The organism is Nitrosococcus wardiae, from assembly GCF_004421105.1.
In the GTDB taxonomy this organism is placed as follows: domain Bacteria; phylum Pseudomonadota; class Gammaproteobacteria; order Nitrosococcales; family Nitrosococcaceae; genus Nitrosococcus; species Nitrosococcus wardiae.
This window is the reverse complement of the sequence record NZ_CP038033.1, coordinates 343,849-368,535: the sequence shown is the minus strand read 5'-3', so window position 1 is coordinate 368,535 and position 24,687 is coordinate 343,849. Positions and strand designations below refer to the sequence as shown.

The following is a 24,687-nucleotide window of genomic DNA, read 5'->3' as shown; positions in this document are numbered from 1 at the left end:
AGCGGCAGCGGAAAACGGTCCGCTTGATTTGCTGGTTATATTAAGAACCAAACACACATTGTGCGTTCTTATCAATGTGCTGATACTGGCTAGCCAAAAATTCACAACCCCGCTTATTCAACCAGCTCTTGTCGATTCCATACATGATCGTGACGCAAGGCCAGATAACATTTTCATAAGAGACGTACATTACGTCTTCAATTGATTCACCACGAAATGCCTTTTGATAATCACCTGAGACACTGCCAGTGCATGTAGATTTTCTTATCTTCAATTGCTGTCCAGAGTTGCTGAAACCCTTGACGGCCCCCTTCAAAAGGTTATCGCAATCTCTTCGTTTTGACGTTTTAGCAATAGTAACGGAAAGTACACCAGTTAACTCATTATAAGCCTTAGTGATCGCATAATAATTTTCTGCTGAAGCCAACGAAGGGAGGAAAAGCATCGCCGCAATCAGCAGGCTAGTTGGTTTCATTTTTCCCCCTTCATAAAAAGTCCGAAAACAGCGCCCCAGAATGCTGCCCCAATCACCGAATTTACGACAGTGTCTGGGTGTGCTGAAAACAGAGAAGCACCTATTCCTGCGCCAACAGCCAAGGTTGCACTCAGCAGCAATGCGTTTTCATCCTTGTCATAGAGTTTTCTCCAAGATATAACGGTTCAAATCATCCGGCGGCGTAGCCGATCGGCTGCATTTGATTGTTGGATGGCTTTATTCCATTATCCATTCAACTCCTTCTAAACTAAGCCCCGTTGTCATCAGCTCGCATCTTTCCCAGTTGATAAATGAGTAATTTCTCCGAATCCTCCAATCCGATTCACCACTCGGAACATAATCAAGGATTCTTATCGGGCTCTTTCTTAATCCACCAAGCTCTAGATTGGGCTCAAATTCTGTGTAATTACGTATAAGGTGGTATAGGGCCTGCTTTGCATACTCGTCGTATGGAGGCAGAGAGTAACCAATAACACCCAAACCAAAATTCAAACCGCCGGCTTTTTGAATACCACGCCAGAGTCCCTTTATTGGATCGGCGTACAGAATTTTAGATGAAGAAGGTGACAATATTAACGGGCAGCATTGCCAAAATTTTGCCCCTATAATTTGGTTTAAATCATTTACTCTATAGATGTACTGGAGCGGATCGTCCGCTTCACGTGGCCCCTGCGTTAGCTGATGGTGTTCTATAGTTGATCCTTGCTTGAATATAGGATGCTTTGACTCCCATGGAATCTCATGCTGTGCTGCTAATTTTCTATCTTTAATATAAGGGACCTTATTGAACCAGTCTATGGAGCCATGCAGCTTTAAGATGACAATCTCGCCTTCTTCAGCCTTACTGTCGATCGTGGACGACATTAACCCGACTTTTTTTAACCTATTAGGAAATAACCTATAGCGGATGCCAAGATGGTCGAGAGTGTCTTCGATTAGTGTGTCATAATTAAATGTCAAAATTGTGTCTGAGGGAGATAGGCTCTGGCAAAACCTTATACATTCGTCTGTTGGGATATCAGGCTGTCGCGAATGAATTACCTCCATAATCCCATTTCTGATCATTAGCTGAGATTCATTTCCTTCTTCGCTCCATGTATCGCCACCCTTCAAACCTAGATAGTGCTCCATGTCTAAAAATGACATGAATTTTTCGTAATCTACAGGGACATCTGCTGTGATGAATTCACATCTTCTTCTGTAAGAAAGGTACCATGACAGGTCCGATTCTAGTTTGTTCTCATTTCCTAATCTGTAACGGATCCGTTCACGTACCAACTCCAATAGGTCCGTTCCTAAAGGCAACCCTGCGTGGACTGAAAAGCCCGCTCCAATGATGAATATTCGATATCGGTTGTCGTTAACCACTAAGCCATCTAACATGAAACAGCCTAACTAAGCTGTGCCTTATTACACGCAACCAGCTACTGGCTTCGGTGAGGTCGAAACCAACCCTATCTGCACCTATTCGGCTGGAGACGCTACGAAAGCCACTAAAATTCGCCCCCGTTCGCCTGGCATTCGCCCTGCGGAAAGCCTCGTGCCCCAAGGATTTTCGCCTAATTCGCCCCTTTCGCCCCCATACAAGCAGAGAATGTAGGCGGGTCTAGGCTGGAGGTTCTGCCCAAGTCTGAGATACTGATACTTTTATCCCTTCTGTAAATTCTCTGCTGATTCAGGCCACCGAGCCAAAAGCGAGCTCAACTGGTGATGCTCCGCTCGGGCTGGTAGTGTGGTTATAAGCCAGATGCCTCATCGCCTCGGCGCAGCTCACCATCTGCTTGCAATACGCTTAGGCCCACACTCTCTGTGGATAGGTGCCCAACGCCGCCCCTAAGCTGCGAAACGGGGCGCAGTATAGCGAACACCAGCTAATCGACTTGTTAGCGCTCAATTTCATACGCGATGTCAGACCCAGACTCCCGAATGACCTTTGCGCTTACGAGTTCTTTGCAAACGGACTCTGGAGACGTCCTATTCGACAAGCCCTGGCATTGCGACTTGATCCAGTTGAGAAAGCTCGCTTTCTTGCGAGGGCGCTTCCTTCCGTCAAGCTGCTTAAGACGGGCGACCACCAACGATGCCTCGCCACTTAGCGACAATGGCGCCGGCTGCTTGGGCGTCGCCTCTTTCGTTCCCACCTTCTTGCAATTTCTCCCGAGCTTCTTGAGATGGCTGACTAATCCATTGAAGCCCGAATCGTTGCTGATGACGTGGAACGCGACGCCTTTTTCCGCGACCTCATGGAATCGGCCGAGGTGAAACGCCAAATGGAAATCTAAGTTGTTAGCCCCCATCGTAGTTACGCCAATCAGCTCTATTCGGCAGAATCCGTCTGATGGAAGGGCGCCTACTTTGATTTTCGTGTTCTTTGGGCCACAGAACACGAAGACCCGTTCGTAGGCTGAAATATTCAGAGCCTCTAAAGAGCCCACGTTTTCGTAGTCCACAAACGCCCAATTCATGCAGTGGTCCTTTATGGCGCTAACAGAAAGTTCTTCTCCGTATAATACGGTTTATTTAACTCCAAGTTAATAATTTTTAATTTATAAACAATACATTGTGAATTGGTTCACAATTGATAGAAATGTGCTATTTTTGCATACGTCAAAGTTGCGCCTTTTAGCTGCTCCAGAGCTCCCAAGGTCTCCAGGGGTTTACATCCCGACTCCCCGACCCAGCCGTAGCTATTATAGCAATTGAACATGTAGTTAGGACATAGCTTTGAAGGCATTATCAACGGCATCCCAGAAGTTCTCAAAGTCATGGAGAGTCTGACGAAGATAACGCTTCAGCCGTGCCCAAAACTTTTCAATCTTGTTCAGGTCGGGCGAATACGGCGGTAAGAATAAGAGCCGGCATCCGGCGGCCTCAATACGCTCGCGAATGGTCGCAGACTGGTGGAAGCGGGCATTATCCATGACCACCACCTGCCCTGGTGTGAGTGTAGGCACGAGAAAGCGCTCGACCCAGGTCTCGACTAACCCGGTATCGCAGTGACCCTGAAACGTCATCGGTGCGAGCACCTGACGGTCACACCACCCGGCCATCCTACTGATACGACAGGTTCGATGGCCGCGTCTCTCGGCGTAGAACCGCTCTGCCCGGGCACACCAGCCATAGGGTGAGTCCTCGGTGTCATCGGCACCTGATTCATCCACATACACCCCCTCCTCAGGCGTATAACGCGCTAATTGCTTGAGGAACGCTTGGCGTTGAACTTCGTCGCGTTCACGGTAGCAGTCAGTCTTTTTTTGCGCGTGAACCCAATGCGCTTCAACGCCTTGCCAATAGTACGGCCGCTGACCGTCTCACCCCCCTGTTGCCCCCACTGCGTGGCCATTTGTTGTTGGGTAAGATGGCCATGGGCCTTGGCAAAAACACGAAATGCCTCCAGATCGGCAATCTTCGGTTGCGGACCCCGTGGAGACACTCGCGTGGCGCTCACAGACCCCGTCTGCGCCCGGCGCTTGAGCCACAAGTCCAGCGTATTGCGACTGAGGTTGAACAAGCGGCTTACCTGGCTTTTAGGCACGCCGCGGTCAACGCAAGCAAGGGCTTTTAGGCGTAGATCATCACTGTAGGGACCGGGCATCGCGTGCTCCTCCGGATTATTACAACCTCCCTATTATGTCCTAAGTGCCTCTTCAAATTCTATACGTTCCCCCTTTTCATGGCGGCAAAAATGCCCCCCTCCAATTCGCCCTACTGCGCCCTATCGAGCAGCTTCTGTGGACAACCCACGATCGCGAAAAAACATTAGTAAGCCAAAAAAAGAACATGAATCAATTTCATTATGGATTACCATACCGCTGATTCCTTACCGAGGATCATGTGGTTTCCTGCCGGGGCAAATATTGTTCGCAATAGCGCCGGGTCGGTGTCCCATAATCTTGCGATGCCCCCCTGTTCACCTTGGGCACGAGAGGCAATCCACGGCAGGCCTCGGCTGAGGCCTTCTGGGTCCCTGGGAACCGAGTGGTGGTATCCATGATATTTGCGCGGTTCATCATATGGGTGGGGGCCATGGGGGCCACTAGGCTTAACCCTGCGGACTTGCGGGTGGACCCCATGGGGCCCCGTGCCCCCCGGTGAGGGCCACTGACCCTCGGTGCAACCCAATCTAGCTATATACCGCTATTCCCACGTCCAAGGGGCAACCTCTACCGGCACAACACCTCACACAGCATCCCCTCTCCATCGCCGTCCAGCCGGGTGAGGCCACATTAACCCCGCCAGAATATTCGAGAAAGCAGCACAAAAGCAGTGAAGACCTCCAGTCGACCTACTATCATGGTGAAACTCAGCAGCCATTTGGTCCCATCGCTGACTCCCGTAAAGCTAGCGGCAACTTCCCCAAGACCTGGGCCCAAATTGTTCAAGCAGGTGGCCGCGGCGCCAAAGGCGGTGACCTGGTCCAGGCCATTGGCCATGAGTAGAAGCACGAGGGTTACAAATAGCAGGATATAAAGAGAAAAAAATCCCCATATAGCGCTGGTGACCTCCTCGGGAATTACCCGCCGATCAAATTTGAGCGAGCGAACTATATGGGGGGGAACCAGCCGATAAATCTCCCGTCGGGCTTGCTTGATGAGCAATAAGAAACGGATAACCTTTATTCCCCCGGCGGTTGAGCCTGCACACCCTCCCACAAAGCTAAAAGAAATGAGCAACAGGGGCAAGAACAAAGCCCAGTTTGCAAAAGTGGCTGTTCCAAAGCCGGTATTCGTAACCACCGAGATTGCCTGAAACGCGGCATATCGAAGGGCCGTAATAGGATCCGCATAGGTCGTTGAAAAGAACAAGGTGGTGGAGGTAATGGTGATCAATATCACTACCATTATAAGAAAAGTTCGCACCTCTTCATTGCGCCAATACTGATCAAAACTGCCGCGGTAAATGGCCAGATAATGAACGCTAAAATTCATTCCGCCCAGTAGCATGAAAAGACAGGCTATGAATTCAATCAAGGGACTATTGAAATAAGCAAAATTATCATCATGGGTGGAAAATCCACCCGTTGAGACAGTGGAAAAGCTATGGGCAACCGCATCAAATAGGGACATTCCCGCCAGCCAGTAGGCTAATGCACATACCACAGTCATTCCTCCATAAATAATCCAGAACGCCCGGGCGGTTTGGGCAATACGGGGAGTCAGTTTTTCTCCCTTAAAAGGGCCTGGCATTTCCGCTTGATACAGCTGCATCCCCCCAATACCAAGCGTGGGCAAGATGGCCACGGCGGTGACAATCATCCCGATGCCACCTAGCCATTGCAATTCCTGGCGCCAAAATAAAATCGAAGGAGGTAACAGGTCCAAGCCCACTATCACCGTCGCACCCGTCGTCGTGAAGGCGGAGATGGCCTCAAACACGGCATCGGAAAAATCGAGTTGGGGCATAAAAAGAAAAGGCACCGCGCTGATTAAACCTAATACAAACCAAAACAGGGTGACGATGACAAAACCATCTCTGCGGCGAAGATCGAGTGCTTTACGGCGCAGGGGCCACCACATCACCCACCCGAGCAACACAGACTCCATCCAGATTATCAGCCAATAGGGCCATTCACCGTCTTGATATCCTACTGAGATGAGTAAAGGCGGGATGATCGCGATGCTGTAGAGGAGCAGGAGAACCCCAAGGGTGCGAGTAACTACGACTAAATTAAGCATCTTGTATTTCATGCTCCCTCTCTCCGCTGAACTCCCTCACCACTCACCCTCGGCGTTTTGTGATGCCGGACTCTACCCGTCTTAGAATTGGGCCTGGACTCCGCTAATTTACCATCCACTTTTGGCATCTTTATGGATTGAAAATATCACCTTGGATAAAATCCCAGCTGCTAATGTAGGCTGCTCTACTGCTGCGCCTGTATATCCATGAGCTATTTTACCCCCCCGCAAAATAGCCCCGAAAGCAATACTAACGCAGTCGCCTGACTGGGTGATCTCTTCAAGGCGTTGGAGTGTAGATAAAGTGTCGTAGGAAGCGGTTTTCTCGACCAAGCACAGAGGGACTACTTTGCCCTGGGTGGGTTGGGCTTTAGTAGACATGCCGGCACCTCCCACAAGCAGGCCAAACTGCCATTGGCCAAGAATAACTCCCAGGCCTGTAGGGTGCCTAAGAAAAACATTCCCGCGCAGAAACCCATGATAAGGGCGGGTAGTACGTAGTCAGCGACAAAGGGTAGAATTCTGTCAGCCATAATTGACTCCTTCACAGTCGGTTATGGTTAGGCTCGCCTTGGTGCCCCCCACCTTGGCGGGCCGCTATTTCAGAAGTCCTCGGACTGCCACCTCTGCGATCTTGGGAATAGGGTAATCCCCCTTTTCCCAGCGGATAATCAGTAGGCAAAAAACACGAATAAATTTCATAATGGATTACCACACCGCTGATTCCTTACCCAGGGTCATGTGGCTTCCGGCCGGGGTAGATACCGCTGGCAATGACGCCGGTCGGTGTCCCACAAGCCTGAGATATCCTCCTGTTCACCTTGGGCACGAGAGGCAATCCACGGCAGGCCTCGGCTGGGGCCTTCTGGGTCCCTGAGAGCCGAGTGGTGGTATCCATGATATTTGCGCGGTTCATCATATTGGTGGGGGCCATGGGGACCACCAGAGCCACTGGGCTTAACCCTGCGGGCTTGCGGCGGGACACCTGGGGGATATGGGGCCCTGGGGCGTGTCCCATGGCCCTCGGGGTACCCCAACCTAGTTATAACGAATCGCTAGGGCTAAGCCCGCTATCACCATGTCCAAGGGGCAACCTCTACCGGCACAGCGCCTCACACGGCACCCTGTTGCTATCGCCATCAAGCCTAGACAGCCCGCAAACCAAATACCTCAAAGCCTCCCCCAATACCGCTTAGGTCCACATTCAGAAGCCGCCTGCTTGGCCCTGGTCCGCTTATTCCGCCTCCGCTCCCATATTGGCGTGGGTGGGGGAAATGGCTTCTAAGGCGATGGAGCACGCCTCATAGAAGGCATTCTTGATTTGAGCTTTCTCAATGTATGTTTGATCACTACCATTAACGCTACACTCTCTAAATAACCCTCTGAACAAGCGCATCCTATACTCGGTTCAGCCCAACGGGAATAATCCTTCGCTTATAAAGCGCAGTAAGCTGACAATTTTCAAGAAGTATAGTGATTTTTCATCTGGTGGTAGCCCCACGGTAGCCCCAATAAAAATTGGCTGGTGCTTTTAACTATAAGTACTTGAATTTATGGCGCCCCGGATACGATTCGAACGTATGACCTTCCCCTTAGGAGGGGGATGCTCTATCCAGCTGAGCTACCGGGGCAGTGATGGTATGTTTAGATGCTTAGGGTAAATGGGAGCCTGATTTCTCCTCTTCGCAAACCAATCTTAGCCCAATATGCTCCATTTCAAAGAGGTCGCTTTCATATTACCCCATGCGGCTTGGGGAGTGAAGGGGTAATCAGCGAGCAGATTTTATTTTAGAGACCGAATTAATCCTGGATTTTATCAATCCTGAAATGTTGATTTAGACCTAGCTCGCGTAATTCCTCATAAAGGCGAGGGTTGCAGTGGATGATATAGGTATCGGCCTGTTCTTTGTCGGCGCACTCCTTGAGCATCCATAACAAGTCATAGCCGGAGTCTTTGAGTGATTCCACGTTTGCTAAATCAACCACAAAGTTTATTTTCTGGTAGCAGCTCTGAGTAGAGGATTTCCAGGAAACTTGGCTCATAGTAAAGTCCAGTGTATCTCGGATGGTGAGAACGATGGTGTGAGTTTTTGTGGGGGCTTCGATAGCTCCTGGCATTTCAACTCCTCCCATTCTGAAGGCAATTCCTTTAATCTATTTTTATGATTCAGTCGCTGGAGTGTTTGTACCTTTCCGCTAGCTGAATCTTTCTTAAAGTCAATAAACATAAATTGTGCCAATATTTGTCTGGGAAGGTTTTTTTGCAGAGTAAGTGTATGATTCAAAAATCACTTATTTGGTGTGGTTCTCCTAGGAGTGGGCCTAGGCCAACCTCATCCAGGTTTTCTCTGTCGGAGTAGCGAGACACCTCTAGAGGCGGCAATGGGCAGTGGCTACTATGGTCTAGGCTTGAAACAGGAAGGTGAGGGTTTGGAGGTAAACTGGTAGGGGTAAGGAAAAATATCCCTCAAAGAGAGCCAAGAAAAGGCTTGTCAAAAGGACGGAAGCGGGAGGTGTTGCCAATTAAAGTTAAGCTAATCCGAGGCGGAATATGCGGCTTAGACTTTCAAGTAATGGGGCTAAAAGCGGTACGGAGGATATGGGCGTGCCAATCAATCCAGCCGGCGTTGCAAATGAAGATGGCCACTGGCAATATTAATGGGCTAAATCCCTTGACATTCAGGGGTATTTAGGTGCTTACTATAACCCCTAGGCGCTCACGACGGCGCAGAAAAAAACGGAAAGCCACATTACTAGATTGTGGAACTGTGGCTTCCCGCGTCTGCGTCGCAAAAAAATAATATAACAAAAACAATAAAGAAAAGGCACCGCTTGCGGGGGTTTTTGAGTGCCTCATTACCCTGTGGGTAGGCAAAACCGGCAGGCGAGGGCCTTTGTGCTCCGATATCATAGACCACGCTCTAAGAGCGTGGTTCCTTTTTTTATGGGGTAAATAAAAAAATTTTTATGAGGAATTCTCTTCAGACTTCGACTTTATCGGTTGCAAGCTGCAATAGGCCTGCGAGAGTCATTCTGGAGGGGAAGACGAAAGTCTAAGCTTAGATGATATCAGTTTTTTCGGGTATCTTGGAATAATAAGGTGGTGGAGCCGAGGAGGATCGAACTCCCGACCTTCGCATTGCGAATGCATATCCCGCCTCTTTTTCAGTATTAATCCATAACACGCCACAACACCCTATCTATAAAACAACCCTTCCTTTTTCAGTAGCTTATTGCTAATATTTTTAGCATTGTTTGCTACTGGCGTTTATTCATTACTATTCAAGTTGGACTTGAGACGGACTTGGATTGTGCAAGCCAAGATCACTAAGACGCTGTTTAAGAGTCTGCATGTGCACCCCAGACCCTACGAAGTTCGAGACACTGAGTTCAAGGGCTTCATCCTGCGAGTAGAACCTGGTGGCACGATGACCTACTTCTACACCTACCGATTCCAAGGCAAACGCAACCGCTACAAGATTGGCCGGCACCCTGAGATCACGCCTGTTCAGGCTCGCGATGTGGCCCATCTCCTGGCCGCTAAGATAGCGCAAGGGATCAATCCACAAGAAGAAAAAAAACAGGCGTGTATTGAAAGGAACCGGGAATCCGTGCGTACCCTTCGAGGGTTCTTAAAAAAGCGGTACGAACCCTGGGTATTGAGCGAGCGTAAACGAGGTCATGAGACTGTAGCTAGAATCCGCTGCCAGTTTGCGGATCTACTCGATAGACCGATAAGCGAGATCAGCGCCTGGAGTATAGAGAAGTGGCGTGCTGAGCAGCTCAAGCGGGGCAAAAAGCCCATTACCGCTAATCGCGATATTGCCGCATTAAAAGCCGCCCTTTCTAAAGCGATGGAATGGGATCTCATCAAAGTGAATCCTATCGCCCGGGTAAAACCGTCTCGCATCGATAACAAAACCACGGTGCGGTACCTCACCCAGGACGAGGAAGCACGTCTTAGGGAAGCGCTGATCGAGCGGGAAAGCCGTCTTAGAGCCGAGCGGATTAGCGCGAATGCATGGCGGCGCCAGCGGGGCTATAAAGAATACCCGGACTTAAGCGGATGCGCCTTTGCCGATTACCTGCGGCCTATGGTGCTGCTGGCCATCAATACAGGGATGCGACGGGGGGAGTTATTCCACCTTAGCTGGAGCAACGTTAACTTTCATACCCGCATGCTTACCGTGGACGGCGAAAAAGCTAAAAGCGGCCATACCCGCCATATTCCCATGAACCAAGAGGCCCTAGAGGTGCTTCAAAGCTGGCAGGCACAAACCACAGACAATGGACTTGTGTTCCCCGCCAAGAACGGGAGCCCCTTTAATAACATCCGGAAATCCTGGGCAGCCGTACTCCAGTCAGCAGGGATTAATCATTTCCGTTTTCACGATTTGCGCCATCATTTCGCTTCAAAGCTGGTGATGGCAGGTGTGGATTTAAATACCGTCCGTGAGCTTCTCGGGCATGCAGACTTAACCATGACCCTTCGCTACGCTCACCTGGCGCCTGAGCATAAAGCGGAGGCAGTCTCACGGTTAGTACAGCGATAGTTACGCCCAGCCTAGGCTGATCACCGAAAAGCCGGAGACCTTCACCGGCCTGGCTGGGCCTCCTTTATGAAGGTGGCATGAGAAGGAGTGCACTATGAGAAAAACTACCCGACTTAAAAAAAAAGAGGATTTGCCAGAGTGGTTCGAGCTCGCCAAGTATGAGGGGGTTAGTGAACTTGACACGGCAGGATGGTATTACCAGCTTTCTATACGGAGGAATATTTACGATAACCCTATATCCGTCCATGCCAGCGATGAGGAAAAGCGTGATAGTCGCTACCAGTCTTTTTTGTATGCGCTGGAAGCCATTACCCAATACGGTCTTTTCCCCTCCCCCGACTTTTCTGATTCAGAACGTTTAGCGCTTTTTCTGCTGTTACAGGGATGCGGAAGCCCCTCCGTTAGGCCGCTAACCTGTGCAGGAATATCGATGGCGTCTTGGACAATAGAGCAGCGCCCTAAAATGGGCCTCATCAAAGCTGCGCAGACTGCCTACGACTCTCCCTCGCAGCTATCACTAGGTGGCCCTGCTCATATTACGGTGGATTTACGCGCCACTGATAAACAGCTCAAAGATGACTTTGAAAAATGGCTACGTGATTGCCGCAGAGAGGTAGAGCGCCAGGCGAGGAAAAGAAAGTTCTCTGAGACGAACTTTAGGGACTGGGCGTGCTATCAAGTCCTTCCCTGTATCGATCTCCTCCTTTGGGAAAGATATCAGGGCGTGCAGTACACAAATAGCCTCCTGGCAGATTCTCTCTTTCCCGATGAAGTAGCCAGTGATGAAAAAATCAGAAAAACCGTTAAGCCTACCGTTAATGAGCTACTTGATCTCTCCACAATTGCGGCATTAGGACTCCAGGCACAAAGATCTATAGATAAACCCGTCAAAAACCGGAACGAAAAAAGTTAAAAAATTTTCCGGAATAATTTTTTGAAAATTTCATCCCTCGAAAATTTATTCCTGATAGCTGAACATAGCCCCGTAGCAAACAAAAACACTATGGGGTAACCAATGAGTCAGCCTGAAATTATTAAACGAGCACTGAGCGACCGTGAAGCCGCTGTTTATATTGGGATGTCCGTGGCTTTTCTTCGGCAAGACCGGCTTAACGGGCATCGTGAAGGCCGTACACCTGGTCCAAGATGGATCAAAATTGGACGTTCCGTGCGATATCTGAGAGAGGATCTAGACGCATGGTTAGAACAACTTAAGAAAAGAGCGGTCCCGGTGGGCGCTGATAACACCCACCTGGACCTCACCATTAACTCTAACGCACTACCGGAGAAGAAAATGGCTAAACGTAAGTCTAGCAAATCACTGGATTCAAGTAACCCCCGCTTCCTTGGCAAAACGAAGGACTAGGGGGTGATACATGGAAAGCTTTTATTCTATCCTCATCGGGGGAGAGGGTTCTTACGCCCGTCATAAGAGCGCACTGGGCTTAGCCAAAGCCTCAAGCAATAAAAACAGCAAGGGAAAATATACCTCTCGTGTTCATTGCCGACCATCCCACTACCCCGCCGACCTAAGGCCCAAGGGCCGATTAAGCTCGGGGGACCCCTGCACCATTCAAGCGTGGTTTGCCCTAAGCGCCCGCCTTGATCCAATCACGACCAATATGGCGTATTGGCTGATTGCCAAATTTGGTTTGCGGGAGGTGTGAGCATGAACACGGTTACTGAGTTCCTGGACGCTATCCGCGCCCACGGCCTGAAGCCCCCGGATGATATCGAACCGGGGCGAATTTACCGCTTCCCCGGCGCTGGAAAAGGGCGCAGTAACAAGGCCGGACGCTGCAAACTTTTCGAGGACGGCCGGGGCGGCTGGTTCAAGGACTTGTCGACCGGACTGTATAAGACCTGGCAGGCGAAACGGGACACACCTTTTACCGAAGCTGAGAAAGCCGAATGGCAACGCCAGCGGGAGGCACGGCGAAAGAAGGAAGCCGCCGATTCCGCTAAGGCGAGGGCACGCCTTCAGAAGCAATGGGCAGCGGCTCGTTCTGAAGGCGGGGAACACGGTTATCTCAAAGCCAAAGGCGTGGGCGCTTACGGGCTTCGCACCCAGGGAGATCAACTGCTTATTCCGGCGCGGGATGGACAGGGAACTCTGCAAGGGATCCAAGCGATTTCACCTTCTGGCGACAAAAAGTTTGAGACCGGGAGCAAGAAGAAAGGGTGTTATCACACCATTGGGAGGCCCAAGGGCACCCTGTATATTGTCGAGGGCTACGCCACCGGGGCCAGCATTTACGAGGCCACTCAGGTTGCCGTGGCCGTGGCCTTCGATGCCGATAATCTCCTCCCCGTGGCCAAGGCCTTGCGGAAAAAATGCCCAAATCTGGAGATTATCCTTGCTGCCGACAATGACCAGTGGACCCGGGGCAACCCTGGAGTCACCAAAGCCACCGCAGCCGCCAGGGCAGTAAAAGGGCGTATCGCCATTCCTTCTTTTAAAGAGACCTCAACGCGGCCTACGGATTTCAACGATTTGCACCAATTGGAGGGAGTAGAGGCAGTTCGCCAGCAGCTGGAGGGGAAAACCATGTCAACCACAAAAAAATTAATAGAGAAAAAAAGCAGCATTTCCAGCACTTCCAGCAATAGCGCGGCCGACAAAGCGATTCACCCAGCACTCATCCAGCACCCTCCTGCACCAAAGCTGTCCTTATCCAGCACTCATGAGCTTCCTTCTTCTCCTGGCGTGCTTGTTCACCAGGGTGAGCACGGCCCCAAGCTGAAAATCGCCTCAGCGGCGGCGGCGGAGGCCTTGCAGGTGCTCCGAGGTCGGTTTGCTTACGATGTGGAATCAGGCATCTGGCACGCTTTCACTGGAACCCATTGGAAAGCCGAGATCTCGGCGAAAACATTGCACGCGCAATTAACCCGCTGGATGTACGATGCCACTGACTCGGTGGGATTTACTCCCCGCTATATGGACAGTATGCTGCTCCTTATTCAGCGGTTAAATGCGCTACCGTTACCAGAAGCCCACGGGGTTATCCCCTTCAAGAACGGGCACCTTGATCCGGTCACCCGAACATTAACACCGATCAAGCCGGAGAACGCCCTGACTTGGGCGCTGCCTTTCGAGTATCATCCAGGAGCGAAATGCCCGACGATTCAAGCCTGGTTGCAGGCTGCCACGGGCGGCGATGAGGAGATGGTTCAGTTACTGCATGCCTTTATGGCGGCTTTGCTTCGGGGGCCGTCCAAATATCAGAAATTTCTCCATCTTACTGGCCCGGGCGGGACCGGGAAAAGCACCTTTATTCGGCTGCTCCAGGCCCTGGTCGGCGAGCAGAACGTCACCTCGACTGACTTGAGGCGACTGGAGCAAAACCGCTTTGAAACGGCTCTCCTTTACAGGAAGCGGCTTGCTCTCATTGCTGACACGGATAAATACGGCGGCACCATCAATGTCTTGAAGAGCATCACCGGTGAAGACCCGTTGCCCTTGGAGATCAAGCACAAACAGCAGGCAGGCAATTTCATCTTTGAGGGATTGGTCGTGATAGCCAGCAATGAGGCCTTAAAGACGAGCGATCACACCAGCGGGTTGGAACGCCGGCGGGTGACCGTTCCCTTTAAGCGACGCATTACCCAGGAAGAAAAGGACCATTGGGAAAACCTCGGCGGTGAAGCACAACTCCATGCTGAGATCCCCGGGCTCGTCAATTGGGTGCTTGATCTGCCACTGGAAGCGATAGGACACCTTATCTGTCACCCGCCGCTGGCCGTGATCAGTGCCAATCTCGAGGCCATGCGCGATGAGAATCCGGTCTCGGACTGGGTGATGGAATGCTGCATTCCTTCCGCCGAAGACTGGACCCAGATCGGTATCAAAAGGCCATTCTTCGACCGTGACAGCGGTATCGCTTATTTTGCGCATACAGAGGATTGGCTCTACGCCAACTACTTAGCCTGGTGCCAGGGAAATAACCGTTTGCCGGTCTCAACGCGGAATTTTCGCCACAAACTGATAGACACCCTTAAAAATACCCTTGAGGTCGAAGTTCAGGAATTAAAACGCGGCCCGGGCATGGGGATTAAAGGGATACGCCTGAGGCAACCCGGGGAACCCATGCATGATTGGTTGGCGGGAAAGGGGTCCTTAGGCAAACTTCCTCCTAACGGCCAAACCCTACCCTCTAACGATGAAGAACCATCTGAACTCAAGGAGGCGCCGACACGGGAGATAATCCGGATATGAGCGCTGCAGAACTTCTAAATACCCTAAACCAGCAAGAGGTGATCGTCAGGCTTCGAGGCAGCGATTTGGAATTGGATGCTCCCCAGGGAACGATCACCCCCGAACTGCTGGCGTTAATTCGGCAAAGCAAATCTGCGCTTATCCAGCTCATGGCCTCCGAGGAGGACGTTCTGGAAGCGATGGTCGAGGCAGAAGAGGAGCGTGCTGCCGTTATGGAGTATGACGGGGGCTTCCCCCGTCGAGAGGCTGAAGAACAAGCGAGGATGCAGGCTTATGATTACCTACTTGATGATGGTGGGGGATGGTGCGTGATGATCGCGGGGTATAAGGACTTAACACGGGCAAGAGAAGCCCTGGAGTGGCAATATGGAAAAGACCGGGTGCTGGCCCTGGAGTTCCATAAGCCTCGGATCTAACGCCCAGGTAATACCAATTCTAAATTTTGTAGTTCCAAGGAGGGTGGTGACAAGGTATTGTGGTAGGACAAAGGGAGGAGGAACTGGAGACCTAGAACGATGCCTGCTTTGATAGAGTTGCCTGAGAGATTATATGCGCACGATTTTGCTGAATTGGCTCGAGGGGAGTTGGACGGTCGGGTCCGGGTACGATGGTTGGCCTTGGCGCATCTTCAGGAGGGGCGAAGCCCTCGGGAAGTGGGGATGATGCTCAAGGTCCATGAGAAGACGGTGCTAAAATGGCTCAGGCGTTTTAGGGCCGGGGGTGTAGAAGGAATGGCCGAGCAGCCGGGTGGTGGAGCAAAACGGCGGTTGAAAGCCGAGCAGGAGCCCCAATTGAAGGCGCTTCTTGCCCAAGCGCAGGCGAAGCGCTCAGGCGGACGGCTGAGGGGAGAGGAGATCCGGGCCTTACTTGCTGAACACTTTGGAGTGGAGTACTCGCTTAGCGGGGTGGATGTGGTACTGCATCGGGCCGGGTTGTCCTGGATCAGCGCCCGCTCCAAGCACCCCCAGCGAAATCCCCAGGCACAAGAGAGGTTTAAAAAAACTTCGCTGAGCAGGTAGCCGCGGTGCTGCCCGAGGGTGTGGAACGGACCCAGGTCGATATTGGGTTTCAGGATGAGATGCGGGTAGGCCAGCAAGGCACGCTCACCCGCCTTTGGGCGCCCCGTGGCACCCGCCCGCGGGTGGTCCGTCAACAGCAGTACGCTTACACCTATGTCTTTGGCGCGATGTGCCCGGCCCGTGATGAAGCCGTGGGGCTCGTGTTGCCGGTGGCAAACACCGAGGCGATGGCCCTCCCCTTGCAGGCGATTTCGGAGCGGGTAGCTGAAGGTCGTCATGCGGTCGTTGTGGTCGATGGGGCGGGCTGGCATGGTGAGCGGGCGGCCGAGGGGAGGAACAACCTTTCGCTGCTAAAACTTCCGCCCGCTTCGCCGGAACTCAACCCCGTGGAGTTGCTGTGGCAACCACTTCGCCAGCGTGACCTCGCTAACCGGTGCTTTAAGGATAATGAGGACCTTGTGCAGGCCTGTTGCGAGGCATGGAATGCGTTCACGGCTCTCCCCGGTACGCTCCAACGATTGGGCACGCGCTCGTGGGCGACTTTGGAGCCCTAATTATTAGGAATGGTATAAAGAGTCCATCCATGCGAGTTGAACCAGAACATGATATGAGGCAGATACCCCCTGAGATTCCTCTATCCACGCCGTTTCTGCTGCAACTTGGGATACAACTACTTTGCCACCTACCGGAGACCTCCCCGGGTACTGCTGAGGTAGCAGTTGAGATGGAGGTCCGGATAGGGACCAGTTGGGCTAAGGTGTATTGATGGGGGGCTTTACTGAATTAACAGGCTAAAAACAGTTGTTGGCCAATGGCCTCATCACCGGAGACAGTTAGCAGTAACTGGATGGGTCAGATTCAATCAGTGTTGGCACTTTGTTAAGTGAGGAATTGACTATTATTGAAGGCAGTAAAACCATGACTCACTACTCCAGTAAGGCCTTAAGCAGCCCATCTGGCCCATCCGAGTAGAACTGAATGTTAACCCGCGTTGCCATTTCATCAGAAAGTTCAAATAGTTGTTTCCGCCCGGAAACCGGCATCAAAATAGTATCTGCACCCTTCTCCACGGCGACTTCAACGATGCCGATGGCATTTACCAGCGGTTCCACTGATCCACCCAAGTTCAACGCGCCAACCACGATCAAGCCACCTTTCGTGCTCTTCTCAAGCAGCCCACTGCAAAGCGCTATTAGTGCCGGCAACCCGAGAGCGTTTCCCGTATGATCATTGTCCATAGCACGTAGTTGTACGGAGAATTCGTGTAATCGCGGATCTCTATCTCCAACCAATTCCTTTGCCCGTGTATACAGATTCTGCTCGGCGTATTTAACGCTCTCACGGAAGGCGGGCGGGATGGGGGCGTTCAGTATCTTAACTCCACTCCCCCGGCCGACAGTGACCTCGATGCGATAGAGGCTGGGTCCATTTTCGGGTCCGCCCGGACTGATCCCCCACACCTGCCCTGGCGGCAGCGGATCGAGTTCAATGGTTTCGTTGCTATGCAGTTCCGGCGTCGAAACGAATTGTTCAATGCCGTCTTCCCCCATCGTGTAGCTGAAATGGGTATTGCGGAACTCGCTCTTGAATACCCGCTTCTGCTGCTCCTTAACGCGGCGACGAAGTTCGAGGGCGACACGGACTAGCTCTTCTAGTTCATTATCCGGAATCGGCATCTCGGGATCCGGATATAACAGCTTGAGCAGACCGCTCACGGTCTTGTTAACCGCCGTGATATCTCGCCCGCTGAGCGCGCCACCGTAGTTCACGCGTCCCTGTAGTAGGGGAACTCGACTGCCGATGCGGAGCCGACTCCAACACTCGGACAGGAAATCACTGACTAAACCGAAATGGTCCGTGAAATTTTCATTGGGATTGAGCTTAGGAAAATCCCACCCAGGTGCATAGGCATGGATACGGTCCATAAACGCTGTATCATCGCGCATCTCCAGCGGTAGCGGACTGAGGAGGTGTCCGACCCGCTGCTGATGTTCCACCTCCACATCGAGATTGCCCACCATGACGATTCCACCCTCAGCGCGGATACTTTCTTTGCCGCGAGAAAACTCGCCCGACTCCATATAGCCTTTAAGGATATTCACACCGTCCTTCTGATCGAAAGAGACGCCGGAAATCTCATCGAAGCAGACGACGTCGTACTGACATACCAAACCACGCTGGCCCGTGGCATTGTTGACGAACATCTTCGCCATGGTCGCTTTGCCACCCGAAATCAGATGAGCGTAGGGAGAAATCTGTTGAAATAGATGGCTCTTGCCAGTGCCGCGGGGACCCAGTTCGACCATGTTGTAGTTGCGCTCAACGAACGGCACCATTCGCACCAGGCCGACCAGTTGGGCCCGATCCGAGAGGGCGGCTGGCTCCAGCCCGACACTGCGAAGCAGAAGGTGCTTCCATTCCTCCGTGGTGAAGTCGCGCCGGCCACGTTTTAGGATATCCAGTACATCCGCTTTCGACAGCTGAATGGCTCGGAGACTGTCAATGGCAAATGGACGTCCCCCCTTCTCCTGGGCGATGGCTGCATCATAGCTCAGAGTGACTTCGGCATAGAAACCATCGGTCAGCATGCGCTCGTGCTGCTTGACTAGGCTGTCATCGATCCGGACATCTTTGAGCGTGAGGCTGGGGAGTTCGGCAATGAACGAGTCCGTTTTGGCATCCAGCTTCGCTCTGACAATATCGATGAGCTTGATCGCGCCCAAGTCACGGGCCCGTGCTTTGAAGAGTTCCTCTTCACCCGTTCTCACCGTCCGCTCCGCCAACTGACGTTCAACGATGGTCAGTCCTTCTTCGATCTCCTGCTCGTCGATGCTTGCACAGTATCGCCCGAGAAGGAATTCGACTACATAGGTGGGCACCGGATACTGGCGACTATACTTGCGCACCAGGTCCTTCCGGACCAGGTAGCCGTCAAATGCCGCCGCTACCAGACGATCGAGTGAATCGAGTTCCAGCTTCAATCCTCACCCCCGATGATCGTGGATTGTTTCGTGATCACGTAACCACTGGCGTCAAGCACAACTACAGCCGCTGACATGCCCTCAAGCTCCTCATCAATCACCAAAAGGCTGGCCGTTCCTTTGGAATCCGCGGACCGAACCTTGCTGATGCTCGAACTCGGATCGTTGACCTTCGTTCGTAAATCGACGAATAGCCCGAGCTGAACGGCCTCAATTTGTACGCGGCAGCGTAACCCGGCCCAAGAAACATCCACCACCTTGGCCGCTGTTTTGCCCACCGCTTCGCCAGCGGTAACCCGAATGACGGGGATTAGGCTCTCCTGGAGACTCAACCCCCCGTGTGCGTATTCGTTACCGGCGCCGAAGCACGCAATACCAGGGGCAACCGCCACACGTTCATCGGAATTCCAATGCCACTGTACTGTAGGCACTTCCACCTTGGAGCCGCCCTTGATCGCGGCGCACCGAGCCCAGCGGCTCGCCGTGAGGTACTTGGGCAAATCGACCTTGGGCAGTCCGCCCGGGAGCCACAACCAGCCATGGTCCGTCACAATACGGATTTCACGCCAGCCGGTATCAAGAAGACATTGGATACGTTCGATCAGCAATTCCACCTGCTCTTCGATCCGGCCAACGAGCTTGCCTTGCAGCGCATGCCCCAGCTTGTCCAACTCGCCGTTCTCAGTCCAGGCGCGACCAGAGGGGTCACCCGCTTCATCCGAACCGAGATAGGGGTAGCCGGCCGCAGCCAGCAACTTGCGGAACCGGTCCGTGGTCAAGGGTTGACCTCCATCCGCAGTTGCCGGGAGAAAGTCCTCCCCCAGGTCCAGGCCTTTGATGTCTCTGGTCACCGGTGAGACTGCCGGCTTCGCAGTTGCCGTGACTGTCGGGAGACCAGCCCAGCGCGTCGATAAGGTTACCGACCAGCCTTTCGCTCGCATGCGCTCCGCCAGGCGCTGCGACACATCGAACCGGAGTCCATCGGCAAAGAAGATCAATCCTCCGGAATCGACTAAGATGTCCTCCAGCCCCTGCCCATCGTATCCCGGTAGGGGCTCTTTTTCGACCAACGCTTGCAAATGCTCCGCTGCCGACTCCAACCAGGGGCGGTAAATGGCGTTCAACGCCTTGCATAAAGCCTGAACATCCACAGACGATTTCACCGCGGCCATAGCGGAAAGCGCTGCAGCATCGACCTCCCATGCCTCATCGACATACTGCTTGGCCATATCAGACACTGATCCACCACCAAGTTTGCTGGACGTGCGCTCTGCAAGAAACGCCAAGGGCGCGAGAGCGTTTGCCAGGGGGGCTAGATCAAGCTTCGCCCAGACCCAGTGGCGCCTTTCACCATGAGTCTTCTCCAAGGCGAGGATCTGCTCGCACGCGGCCGCGGGAGTCTCCTTTTCCAGATTAAGAAGAGCCTGTCGGAGAACCACTTCTTGTTCCTCATTCTTTTGCGGCCAGGAGGATAGTTCCACGAACAGATCGTCCGGCATCGCCTTGCCCAGAAGCTCGGGGACACCCGGGTAAAGCGCTGGCGCTTCGGCGAAACGCTCCCAGACCCGGGCCCACGCTCCTTCCTGTTTTCCAAGCAGCTCCGCCGCTACAAGCTCACCGTCCTTGTCCGGGTCGAACTTGAAATCTGTTTTGCAGCGCGATTTGAAAGCGTTCCAGCGTCCTTCTTTCCAACCAGATTTCACCATCTCAGAGTCGCTCAGCCAGAGCAGCAGATCCTTGGCCGGATCGTCGGAGAAGAGCTTGTCGAAATCTTCCGCCTCGAGATACTTGCCCCTCAGACGTTCCAGCGAAGTTGTCGCTAACTCCGCCAGGGCGCCAAGCATGGCCCGCCGGGTGGCCGCATCACGCGCCACATTGAGCCCAAGCCCCCCTTCCTCGGAAACCAGGAACGCCTCGACCGTCCAATCCTTGCCGTTCTTCTGGGTCCAGCAGACACCCCGGTACTGGAGTTCCACCAAGGGCTTGAGGTGGTCTGGACACTCCTGGACGGCTCTGAGTTCCTGCCGGCTGATGCCAGGTAAATAAACAATCGGTGTCGTTTCTTGGGAAATCTCGACGTTTTCTAGTGCACGATCAACCACACTACGCAACCAGATGGCCGGCCCGGTTCGATGTTCAGGTGCATATTCACCCAAAGTCAGTAGTTGTGGCATCAGTCGACGGAGCTGGGGGATAATGGGTTGCCACTGGGAATCATGATCAGTCCAGAGGATGGCGGCAGGCTGTACCACGTCGTTCGGATTATATTTGGCCGCGCTTTCCAACGCGCGCACCAGGGCCTCGATGACGGTTGTGGTAGGCAGGGCTATATAGGTACTATATTGCATTTTAGTACTCATATATTAGGTACATTACCCAATTCTCCGCCAGCGGGCATTAGGCCCCCGGCCCAGGCATTCCAGCCGGTCGGATGCAGCCTCTTCGCGCGACGCGCGCTTTTCGGCTAGAGTGAGATGCACGTCGTTGACTCGTTCCCCGGTGAATTTGCCATCCTTCCAAAACCAGGGGAATTGCGCCTGGTCGCGGGTCGGTTCCTTACCGCGGTCCTTTTTCCAATGGATGTTTGGCTTGGCGCGCAGGATGCCGGCGCCTTTCTTGCCACCGGGCAAGTCCTGGGCCATGAAGGGGCGGATATTGAGGCGCACCCCGTCATTAATGTCCGGCTCCCAGCCCATGGGCTGTTCCTCGAGGGGCTTCCAGCGCACGAAAAGGTCGAAAGGCGGTTCGCCTTCGAGAATCGCAACGAGGCGCTTTTGCAACTCCAGCGCCGCGGCGAGGCGATCCTCGGCACCGCCGTTTCCGCGCTTCACGCCATCTTGCTGGCGAGCGATCCAGTCCCCGAGGTAGCTGTAGGTGAGCGACTCCAGCAGGCGCCGGCCCTTGCCATCGCCTTCGGCCAGCTTGTGGTAGTTGACTAGCGCATGGAAGCCGTCGCGCTTGCGCCCGTCCCAAATGTGCCAGATGAAGGGACGGTGCTGAAACAGCTTGCAATGCTCTTCGAAGAATTTATTGCGCAGCCAGTCATCGAGGGAGGCGCTGTTTGATTCGGCGAGCAGCTTGGTCAGGATACCGTCATGCCAGTCATCGCCATAGGCAGCGTGCAGAACTTGCAGAAGCCGCTCAGATGCCGGACGCTCTCCGCGCACCGAGGGGATGCAGACGATGCCGTCTTCGTCTTCATAGGGGTAGAGATCTTTTGCCTTCTCGACCCAGGTGCGCGATTCATCGCCTAAATCCATGTTATGATCGCTTTCTGCTGGCCAATGGTACCCAACGATTCGAGCTACAGCCGTAAGCAGTGGCGAGTCAGCCATCCGGGGATGACCGTGAAAGATCCACTGAGTGGCATCTCCTGACCACACAGCAGGCAGCTTTGAAGCGTCATAGTCGTCCTGTGGATCAAAGGGAACCCTAAGCAATGCACCTCTTACCTTATTGGACTGATCGACTTCCCTGACAAGATCGTTGTAATTTGGATGCGCACAGAATCGCCATAGCGCCGCCAGTTCAGATTCTCGATTTGGAATCAGAACAACCGTGTTGTCGTCGAAGAGTTCTCCCGTATACAGTGTCGCCTTCAATACTCCCATGGCGCTAATCGCAACACCTTTCTTGCCTCGACAGGACAGGCCCCTCAACCAAGACCCCGTGTTGCCTTCACCTACCTTTTCCTCCACAAATTTGAAAAGAGTCTCGCCACCCCAAAGGACAACATGTTCTCGGCCCCCGTACGCTATTGTGGCGTTTACCGTAGATAGCTGATATTGCCAATCACCCTTGGTATCTCGGATCTCCCAGAACAGGCGCCCAAAGCGTGGATAGTCACCTGTTTGTACTCCATTTGAGAATGTTGCGAAATCTTCAAGAAGCTTTCGAGCACTTGAGTTGTTGGCGAGAGGCAAGATGTTCCTCTTGCTTACTAAACTTCCCTGCTGTTTCATGCTGAGCATTTTTCCTAGCCGAAGATGCCGTTCCTTATAGTCTGGCTCTCCACACGTCGCGTCGATCTGGTTGACAACTGAACGGTTTGTTGGCCTTATGTTTATAAAAACGGATAGTATGACCTTAACTTCCTCGCCGGTAATTTCTTGAAACGCTGCGGGTCCCAGCCGGGCAATTAGTGAGACAGTCCAGGAACTGAACACACTTTTGCGATATTGCGAGTAATAATCTTTATACAAAAATCCTTGCGGCATCACGAGCACCAGCGAGCCGCCCGTATTCAGTAAAGAAAGTAAGCGCTGGTGAAATACCGTTGCGAGGTCAGATTTGGACTTAGGAAAGTGACTTTTGGTGAACGTATTTAGTCTTCTATCGAGATCGTCTGACTGACGAAATGGAACATTAGTTATAATTAAATCGTACTTCGATCTAAGTTGACTCGCCGAAAATGCAAGTCCCCGAGCAGCAATTGCTGTCTCCTCCCACTCTTCCTCCCCCGCGTGTTCTCGTAGTACTTTCTCGAGCAAAGGCTGAACTTCCGAGAAACCGGCCGTCCACATATCCTCGCTCACCGAGCGGGTCGGGTCGATTAAACTGCCCAATGTAGGCGCGTCGCGGAAGGTTTCGTAAAGCGCCGTCATGCCGGCTTCGAGCCGGGAGTCACCTTCAGCCAGTGCAAGCCACTGCTCTTTCTTCCCGGCAACCGGTTGTCCACACCAAGCGAGATTGAGTTTCGGCAACGTCCGGAAGCCGCCAGCATCGGGGAACCGCCACGCCTCTAGCGCCAGCGCGAACGCCGCAATGGCCACGCAGCGCTGGTCAAGCTCCAGGCCATGGATGTTCTCCCGTAAGACGGCATCCACCGCTTCGGCGGCATCCAGGCCCTCCAGCGCCATGCGCATGGGAACCAGCATCAGGAACGCCGCGACCAGGAAATGCGCCGAGCCGCAGCACGGGTCGAGCAGGCGGAACTCCGAAAGGTCGTTTGGCCAACCCTCGAACGCGCCAGCCGCCGCCCCTCCATCTTCCGTTCGGCGCAGATAAGTCAGATCGACCGGGCACGCCTTGTCCGGGTGACGGCTGACCCACCAGGCCCCCAGCGAGTTGTGTAGCAGAAACTGCACCATGTAAGGCTCCGTGAAGAGCTGGGTCACCGCCGGTAACTCATCGGCCCCGATCTTGACCTCGGAGCGGTTGATCTCGTCCTTTCTTTTGGTCTGCCAGAATTGATAAACCCAACCCAGAGAATCCATCGCCGTGAACACCTCTGCCGGCAAGCTTTCGACTACCCCTTCCAGCTTCAGGCGGTATTCTCGCGCGAATTGGACTTCGAACACCGGATGATCCGGTCGGAACACCTGGGGCAACATCCGGTGAGCAAAGCGTGCCGCGAGGGCCCATTTATCGACACCTTCTTCCTTGGCCAGCTCCTCGCACTCGTCCAGGGAAATGGCCACACCCATCTCGTGCTCGATTAGGAGATGGTTTTCGGCGAGAAAGCGCGCGAATAGCATGCCGTGCCAGTGCTCGTAGGCGCATTCGTGCACTAGGTGGTCGATACCATGGCTCCCTGAGCGGGCATCTGGCCGATCACCGAGTTGGCGGGCGTGGGCGCGTAGGCGCCGGCGCAGGGTGCGCTGCTCCGAACCCATGTGCCTGTAGGGCTCATGGTAGTGCACAGCCAAGGCCTCAAGTGCGGCGCGGGCACCGGCCCCCGCCACATCCCGGGCCTCGATGACCGTTCGCTCGAGCTGGCGGCGCAGGTTTGGCACGAGTGTCTGCAT

At 53.2% G+C, this 24,687-nt stretch carries 22 protein-coding genes, 1 tRNA gene and 1 pseudogene; 9 read left to right on the top strand and 15 right to left on the bottom strand.

The genetic code is table 11. The features are described 5' to 3' along the window. Window positions 1-40: 40 nt before the first annotated feature. From E3U44_RS01820 to E3U44_RS01770, 12 genes and pseudogenes are all read right to left on the bottom strand, one after another. On the bottom strand, window positions 41-475 hold the full coding sequence (locus E3U44_RS01820) for a hypothetical protein (RefSeq protein ID WP_134356397.1): 435 nt from the start codon (window positions 473-475) through the stop codon (window positions 41-43). Between the two features lie 237 nt (window positions 476-712). Next, window positions 713-1,879: an SIR2 family protein gene (locus E3U44_RS01815; protein WP_134356396.1), complete on the bottom strand. Its 1,167-nt coding sequence runs from the start codon at window positions 1,877-1,879 to the stop codon at window positions 713-715. 500 nt (window positions 1,880-2,379) lie between these two features. Next, window positions 2,380-2,961, bottom strand: coding sequence for a PIN domain-containing protein (locus E3U44_RS01810; protein ID WP_134356395.1), 582 nt, complete (start codon window positions 2,959-2,961; stop codon window positions 2,380-2,382). Between the two features lie 246 nt (window positions 2,962-3,207). Next, window positions 3,208-3,693: pseudogene (locus E3U44_RS19510) on the bottom strand (IS630 family transposase); the annotation flags it as partial. After that, the gene (locus E3U44_RS19505) at window positions 3,687-4,091 is read right to left on the bottom strand and encodes an IS630 transposase-related protein (RefSeq protein WP_206054869.1); all 405 of its coding nucleotides are present in this window, start codon (window positions 4,089-4,091) and stop codon (window positions 3,687-3,689) included. The gene E3U44_RS19505 and the pseudogene E3U44_RS19510, both read right to left, overlap by 7 nt. A gap of 235 nt (window positions 4,092-4,326) precedes the next feature. Continuing rightward, on the bottom strand, window positions 4,327-4,569 hold the full coding sequence (locus E3U44_RS01800; protein WP_134356394.1) for a hypothetical protein: 243 nt from the start codon (window positions 4,567-4,569) through the stop codon (window positions 4,327-4,329). Window positions 4,570-4,722: 153 nt separating this feature from the next. After that, window positions 4,723-6,171, bottom strand: a complete 1,449-nt coding sequence (locus E3U44_RS01795; RefSeq protein ID WP_206054944.1) for a TrkH family potassium uptake protein — start codon at window positions 6,169-6,171, stop codon at window positions 4,723-4,725. 108 nt (window positions 6,172-6,279) lie between these two features. Continuing rightward, window positions 6,280-6,552, bottom strand: a complete 273-nt coding sequence (locus tag E3U44_RS01790; protein ID WP_134356392.1) for a hypothetical protein — start codon at window positions 6,550-6,552, stop codon at window positions 6,280-6,282. Beyond that, window positions 6,516-6,704, bottom strand: coding sequence for a hypothetical protein (locus tag E3U44_RS01785; protein ID WP_134356391.1), 189 nt, complete (start codon window positions 6,702-6,704; stop codon window positions 6,516-6,518). Before E3U44_RS01785 ends, E3U44_RS01790 begins: the two co-directional genes overlap by 37 nt. Before the next feature lie 194 nt (window positions 6,705-6,898). Continuing rightward, window positions 6,899-7,189: a hypothetical protein gene (locus E3U44_RS01780; RefSeq protein ID WP_134356390.1), complete on the bottom strand. Its 291-nt coding sequence runs from the start codon at window positions 7,187-7,189 to the stop codon at window positions 6,899-6,901. 536 nt (window positions 7,190-7,725) lie between these two features. Beyond that, window positions 7,726-7,802, bottom strand: a tRNA-Arg gene (locus E3U44_RS01775). Window positions 7,803-7,971: 169 nt separating this feature from the next. Continuing rightward, window positions 7,972-8,289, bottom strand: a complete 318-nt coding sequence (locus E3U44_RS01770) for an STAS domain-containing protein (RefSeq protein WP_134356389.1) — start codon at window positions 8,287-8,289, stop codon at window positions 7,972-7,974. 1,235 nt (window positions 8,290-9,524) lie between these two features. Here E3U44_RS01770 and E3U44_RS01765 point away from each other — a divergent pair. The 9 genes from E3U44_RS01765 (at window position 9,525) to E3U44_RS01725 (ending at window position 16,725) form a co-directional block, all read left to right on the top strand. Further along, window positions 9,525-10,724 (top strand): site-specific integrase, encoded by a 1,200-nt coding sequence (locus tag E3U44_RS01765; protein ID WP_166804981.1) that lies wholly within the window; start codon window positions 9,525-9,527, stop codon window positions 10,722-10,724. A 94-nt stretch (window positions 10,725-10,818) separates the two neighbouring features. Beyond that, window positions 10,819-11,637 carry a DUF6387 family protein gene (locus E3U44_RS01760; RefSeq protein WP_134356387.1) on the top strand — a complete coding sequence of 273 codons (819 nt, stop codon included), beginning with the start codon at window positions 10,819-10,821 and terminating at the stop codon, window positions 11,635-11,637. A 102-nt stretch (window positions 11,638-11,739) separates the two neighbouring features. Beyond that, a complete protein-coding gene (locus tag E3U44_RS19500; RefSeq protein WP_206054868.1) occupies window positions 11,740-12,090 on the top strand; it encodes a helix-turn-helix transcriptional regulator in 351 nt (116 codons plus the stop codon). Window positions 12,091-12,100: 10 nt separating this feature from the next. Then, complete coding sequence (locus E3U44_RS01750) at window positions 12,101-12,391, top strand: hypothetical protein (protein WP_134356386.1); 291 nt, start codon at window positions 12,101-12,103, stop codon at window positions 12,389-12,391. A gap of 2 nt (window positions 12,392-12,393) precedes the next feature. Beyond that, window positions 12,394-14,940, top strand: a complete 2,547-nt coding sequence (locus tag E3U44_RS01745) for a phage/plasmid primase, P4 family (protein ID WP_134356385.1) — start codon at window positions 12,394-12,396, stop codon at window positions 14,938-14,940. Further along, window positions 14,937-15,356 (top strand): TubC N-terminal docking domain-related protein, encoded by a 420-nt coding sequence (locus tag E3U44_RS01740; protein ID WP_134356384.1) that lies wholly within the window; start codon window positions 14,937-14,939, stop codon window positions 15,354-15,356. The genes E3U44_RS01745 and E3U44_RS01740 overlap by 4 nt, the downstream gene beginning before the upstream one ends. Window positions 15,357-15,455: 99 nt before the next feature. Further along, a complete protein-coding gene (locus E3U44_RS01735) occupies window positions 15,456-15,959 on the top strand; it encodes an IS630 family transposase (RefSeq protein WP_134356383.1) in 504 nt (167 codons plus the stop codon). Between the two features lie 5 nt (window positions 15,960-15,964). Next, window positions 15,965-16,513, top strand: coding sequence for an IS630 family transposase (locus E3U44_RS01730; protein ID WP_134356382.1), 549 nt, complete (start codon window positions 15,965-15,967; stop codon window positions 16,511-16,513). Window positions 16,514-16,542: 29 nt separating this feature from the next. Further along, a complete protein-coding gene (locus E3U44_RS01725) occupies window positions 16,543-16,725 on the top strand; it encodes a hypothetical protein (RefSeq protein ID WP_134356381.1) in 183 nt (60 codons plus the stop codon). Between the two features lie 160 nt (window positions 16,726-16,885). Here E3U44_RS01725 and brxL read toward each other — a convergent pair whose 3' ends face one another. The 3 genes from brxL to E3U44_RS01710 are packed head-to-tail and all read right to left on the bottom strand — an operon-like array spanning window position 16,886 to window position 24,687. Then, complete coding sequence (brxL, locus tag E3U44_RS01720; RefSeq protein ID WP_206054867.1) at window positions 16,886-18,940, bottom strand: BREX system Lon protease-like protein BrxL; 2,055 nt, start codon at window positions 18,938-18,940, stop codon at window positions 16,886-16,888. After that, entirely contained in the window at window positions 18,937-21,288 is a 2,352-nt protein-coding gene (pglZ, locus tag E3U44_RS01715) for a BREX-1 system phosphatase PglZ type B (RefSeq protein ID WP_134356380.1), read from the bottom strand. Before pglZ ends, brxL begins: the two co-directional genes overlap by 4 nt. A 24-nt stretch (window positions 21,289-21,312) precedes the next feature. Then, on the bottom strand, window positions 21,313-24,687 hold the full coding sequence (locus E3U44_RS01710) for an Eco57I restriction-modification methylase domain-containing protein (protein ID WP_134356379.1): 3,375 nt from the start codon (window positions 24,685-24,687) through the stop codon (window positions 21,313-21,315).

Coding starts and splice junctions, on each gene's coding strand:
- E3U44_RS01820 (WP_134356397.1), bottom strand. CDS start 475: ATGAAACCAACTAGCCTGCTGATTGCGGCGATGCTTTTCCTCCCTTCG.
- E3U44_RS01710 (WP_134356379.1), bottom strand. CDS start 24,687: ATGCAGACACTCGTGCCAAACCTGCGCCGCCAGCTCGAGCGAACGGTC.
- E3U44_RS01795 (WP_206054944.1), bottom strand. CDS start 6,171: ATGCTTAATTTAGTCGTAGTTACTCGCACCCTTGGGGTTCTCCTGCTC.
- E3U44_RS01790 (WP_134356392.1), bottom strand. CDS start 6,552: ATGTCTACTAAAGCCCAACCCACCCAGGGCAAAGTAGTCCCTCTGTGC.
- E3U44_RS01785 (WP_134356391.1), bottom strand. CDS start 6,704: ATGGCTGACAGAATTCTACCCTTTGTCGCTGACTACGTACTACCCGCC.
- E3U44_RS01750 (WP_134356386.1), top strand. CDS start 12,101: ATGGAAAGCTTTTATTCTATCCTCATCGGGGGAGAGGGTTCTTACGCC.
- pglZ (WP_134356380.1), bottom strand. CDS start 21,288: ATGCAATATAGTACCTATATAGCCCTGCCTACCACAACCGTCATCGAG.
- E3U44_RS01800 (WP_134356394.1), bottom strand. CDS start 4,569: ATGGGGTCCACCCGCAAGTCCGCAGGGTTAAGCCTAGTGGCCCCCATG.
- E3U44_RS01770 (WP_134356389.1), bottom strand. CDS start 8,289: ATGCCAGGAGCTATCGAAGCCCCCACAAAAACTCACACCATCGTTCTC.
- E3U44_RS19500 (WP_206054868.1), top strand. CDS start 11,740: ATGAGTCAGCCTGAAATTATTAAACGAGCACTGAGCGACCGTGAAGCC.
- E3U44_RS01780 (WP_134356390.1), bottom strand. CDS start 7,189: ATGGGACACGCCCCAGGGCCCCATATCCCCCAGGTGTCCCGCCGCAAG.
- E3U44_RS01760 (WP_134356387.1), top strand. CDS start 10,819: ATGAGAAAAACTACCCGACTTAAAAAAAAAGAGGATTTGCCAGAGTGG.
- E3U44_RS01735 (WP_134356383.1), top strand. CDS start 15,456: ATGCCTGCTTTGATAGAGTTGCCTGAGAGATTATATGCGCACGATTTT.
- E3U44_RS19505 (WP_206054869.1), bottom strand. CDS start 4,091: ATGCCCGGTCCCTACAGTGATGATCTACGCCTAAAAGCCCTTGCTTGC.
- E3U44_RS01745 (WP_134356385.1), top strand. CDS start 12,394: ATGAACACGGTTACTGAGTTCCTGGACGCTATCCGCGCCCACGGCCTG.
- E3U44_RS01740 (WP_134356384.1), top strand. CDS start 14,937: ATGAGCGCTGCAGAACTTCTAAATACCCTAAACCAGCAAGAGGTGATC.
- E3U44_RS01725 (WP_134356381.1), top strand. CDS start 16,543: ATGCGAGTTGAACCAGAACATGATATGAGGCAGATACCCCCTGAGATT.
- E3U44_RS01815 (WP_134356396.1), bottom strand. CDS start 1,879: ATGTTAGATGGCTTAGTGGTTAACGACAACCGATATCGAATATTCATC.
- E3U44_RS01810 (WP_134356395.1), bottom strand. CDS start 2,961: ATGAATTGGGCGTTTGTGGACTACGAAAACGTGGGCTCTTTAGAGGCT.